This is a genomic window from Limnohabitans sp. (assembly GCF_044361985.1).
Lineage (GTDB): Bacteria > Pseudomonadota > Gammaproteobacteria > Burkholderiales > Burkholderiaceae_C > Limnohabitans_A.
On the sequence record NZ_JBIKHV010000161.1, the window covers coordinates 1 to 3,477 of the forward strand.

A 3,477-nucleotide genomic window follows, 5' to 3' on the forward strand; every position below is an offset into this window, starting at 1 on the left:
AAGCGATTTGCGCGCCAGCGCCGACTACCGCCGCCAAGTCCTGGCCCAACTGCTGCACCGCGCTTGGCTGGAAAGCACGGGCCACAGCGATGTTCGGCTGGAGGACCTCACATGAACATGCCTCAAAGAACAAAGAATACGGCCGACAGCAGCCGCCCGCGTTTTCACGAAAGCGCCAGCGCGCAGGTGCAAGGCCAGGCCAGCTACATTGACGATTTGCCGCTGATCGAAGGCACGCTGCATGCCGCTCCGCTGATGAGCCCAGTGGCCAACGCCCAGCTGATGGTCTTGGACCTCAGCGCTACCCTGGCCGCACCCGGCGTCGTCGGCGTGGTCACCGCGCCAGACATCCCCGGCGACCCGCTGCTGGCCACTTTTGTGCACGACGAGCCCATCTTTGCCGGGCCGCAACTCATGCACGTGGGCCAGGTCATGGGCTTGGTGCTGGGCCACAGCCACCAACAGGCGCGGCAAGCCGCCCGTCAGATGCGCCTGCAAACCAAAACACAGCCGCCCCTGTTGCACGCCCGCGCAGCCCTGCAAGCTGGCAGCTTTGTGTTGCCCAAAGTCACAGTGCAGCGCGGTCACGTCGAACAGGCCCTGGCCCAAGCCCCGCACCGCTTGCTCGGCACGCTGGAGATCGGCGGGCAAGAGCATTTTTATTTGGAAAGCCAGATCGCCTACGCGATTCCGCAGGAGAACGGCCATTGGTTGATCCACAGCGGCACGCAACACCCTGGCGAGGTGCAGCACTGGGTGGCGCATGCGCTGCACATCCCGATGTCGCAGGTGCGCGTGGTGTGCCGCCGCATGGGGGGCGGCTTTGGCGGCAAAGAGACGCAGGCCGGGCACTTGGCGGTGTGGGCCGCGCTGGCCGCGCACAAATTTGGGCGGCCCGTCAAGATGCGGCTGGACCGGGGCGACGACATCCTGATCACCGGCAAGCGTCACCCCTTTAGCCACGACTGGCGGGTGGGATTTGACGCCGAGGGCCGCGTTCTGGGGCTGGACTCGGTGCAGCTCGCCCATTGCGGCCACAGCGCCGACCTCAGTGGCCCCGTCGCCGACCGGGCGATCTTTCACACCGACAACGCTTATTTCTTGAGCGATCTGACCATCACCTCGCACCGCTGCAAAACCCACACCCAAAGCCACACCGCCTTTCGCGGATTTGGCGGCCCACAGGGCGTGCTGTTGATCGAGACCATCATGGGCGACATCGCCCGCCACCTGGGGCTGGACGCGCTGGATGTGCGCCTGGCCAACCTGTATGGGGTGGCGGATGGTGAAAATAAACGCGACACCACACCCTACGGCATGAAAGTCGAAGACAACATCCTGCACCCACTCATCACCCAGCTGGCCGAAAGCTGCAACTACCGTGCGCGACGCCAGTCCGTCGCAGCGTGGAACGCCACCCACACGGTCATCAAAAAGGGGCTGGCGCTTACACCGGTCAAGTTCGGCATCAGCTTCACCGCCACGCAGTTCAACCAGGCTGGGGCGGTGGTCTCGGTCTACACCGATGGCAGCGTGCGTGTGAACCACGGCGGCACCGAAATGGGCCAAGGCTTGCACACCAAGGTGTGTGGCTTGGTGGCCCGGGTGTTGGGCTTGCCCGCCACCCAAGTGCATGCCAGCGCCAGCGACACCGACCAGGTGGCAAACGCCAGCGCCACAGCAGCCTCCAGCGGGACTGACCTGAATGGCCGCGCTGCTGAAAACGCCGCTTTGCAAGTGCGCCAAAACATCGCGGAATGCCTCGCGAAGGCCGATGGCTGTAGCGCTGAGACCGTGCGTTTTGAACACGCCCAAGTCATCACGCCGCTGCGCCAGCGCAGCTTCACCGAAGCCGTGCAGTACGCCTATGGCCAACGCGTGCAACTGTGGAGCGACGGTTTTTATGCCACGCCCAAAATCCACTACGACCGCACGACCCTGACCGGTCGGCCTTTTTATTACTTCGCCTACGGCGGTGCCTGCAGCGAAGTGGCCATCGACACGCTCACGGGGGAATACCGCTTGCTGCGCACCGACATCCTGCACGACGTCGGACACTCGCTGCACCCCGAGATCGACATCGGCCAGATCGAAGGCGGCTTTGCCCAAGGGCTGGGCTGGCTCACCACAGAAGAGCTGGTCTGGAACGCCCAAGGCGAGCTCCTCACCAAGGGCGCAAGCACCTACAAGATTCCGACCGCCGCCGACATGCCCGCGCAACTGAACATTGCGCTGTGGCACGAAGCCAACCCCGAAGACAACGTGGGCGGCAGCAAGGCCGTAGGCGAGCCACCCTTCATGCTGGCCATCAGCGTGGTCGAAGCGCTGCGCGACGCCATCGGCGCCACACGCCCAGGCCACACGCCCATTCACCTGGACACACCCGCCACCCCCGAACGCGTTTTGGGCGCTATCCTTGCACCATCAGCGCATTAGCCCCACCCTTTTATGGGGGTCAGATCCCGATTAAATAGGCTTGTTTAATCAGGGCCTGTCCCCGATTGAATTCGATCCACAGAGCCCTTGATTGCTGCCTTCACGCCCGATGACCTCCATTCCTCATTCCCATTTAAAAGGCTGGCGCGCTGGTCTGCTGTGGTTTCCTGATCCCCAAAACCCCTTGGCCCAACACGAAACCGACGGCCTGCTGGTCACTGGGCAAAGCACAGACGGCATCGTGCGCGTTTTGGCCATCGGGGCCTACCGTGATCTGGCCCCGCTGTACCCTGATCTGCCCATCACCCACTGGCCCGGTCTGTGCATCGCGCCAGGCTTTGTCGACCTGCACATCCATTACCCGCAAACCGACGTGATCGGCTCGCCCGCCGATGGCTTGCTGCCCTGGCTTGAGCACTACACCTTTCCCCACGAAAAGCAGTTTTCAAATTCTGCCTATGCGCATGAGGTAACGAGCTTTTTTCTGGACGAGCTGATGCGCCATGGCGTGACCACCGCACTGTGCTTTGCCACCGCGCACCCCGAATCGGTCGATGTGTTCATGGCCGAGGCGCAAAAACGCCACCTGCGCATGATCACCGGCAAAGTGCTGCAAGACCGCCACAGCCCCGATGGTCTGCGCGACGCCGACACAGCGCTCAGCCTGCGCCAGACCGAAGCCCTGATTGCTCGCTGGCACGGTGTGGACCGGCTGGGCTACGCCATCACACCGCGCTTTGCACCCACCAGCAGCACAGCGCAACTGCACGGCGCAGGCGAGATCGCACAACAATTTCCCGATGTGTGGATCCAGTCGCATGTGGCCGAAAATCTCGACGAAATTCGTTGGGTGCACGAACTCTTTCCCGAAGCACGCAGTTATCTGGACGTGTACGACCGGGCTGGCCTGCTGCGACAACGGGCGGTGTACGCGCACTGCATTTATCTGGACGAAACCGACCGCCGCCGCATGGCCGAAGTGGGCGCGACCGCTGCCGTCAGCCCCACCAGCAACTTGTTTCTGGGCAGCGGCTTTTTTAA

2 protein-coding genes are annotated in these 3,477 nt (G+C 63.1%); both read left to right on the forward strand.

The features are described 5' to 3' along the window. Positions 1 to 111 precede the first annotated feature (111 nt). Positions 112 to 2,436, forward strand: coding sequence for a xanthine dehydrogenase molybdopterin binding subunit (gene xdhB / locus ACIQ3A_RS14430; protein ID WP_396432420.1), 2,325 nt, complete (start codon positions 112 to 114; stop codon positions 2,434 to 2,436). Between the two features lie 109 nt (positions 2,437 to 2,545). Next, positions 2,546 to 3,477 (forward strand): guanine deaminase (locus ACIQ3A_RS14435; protein ID WP_396432421.1); only part of this gene is annotated, 932 nt, incomplete at its 3' end.

Bases quoted from the DNA above. Each gene is read 5' to 3' on its own strand.
- xdhB (WP_396432420.1), top strand. From the start codon at position 112: ATGAACATGCCTCAAAGAACAAAGAATACGGCCGACAGCAGCCGCCCG.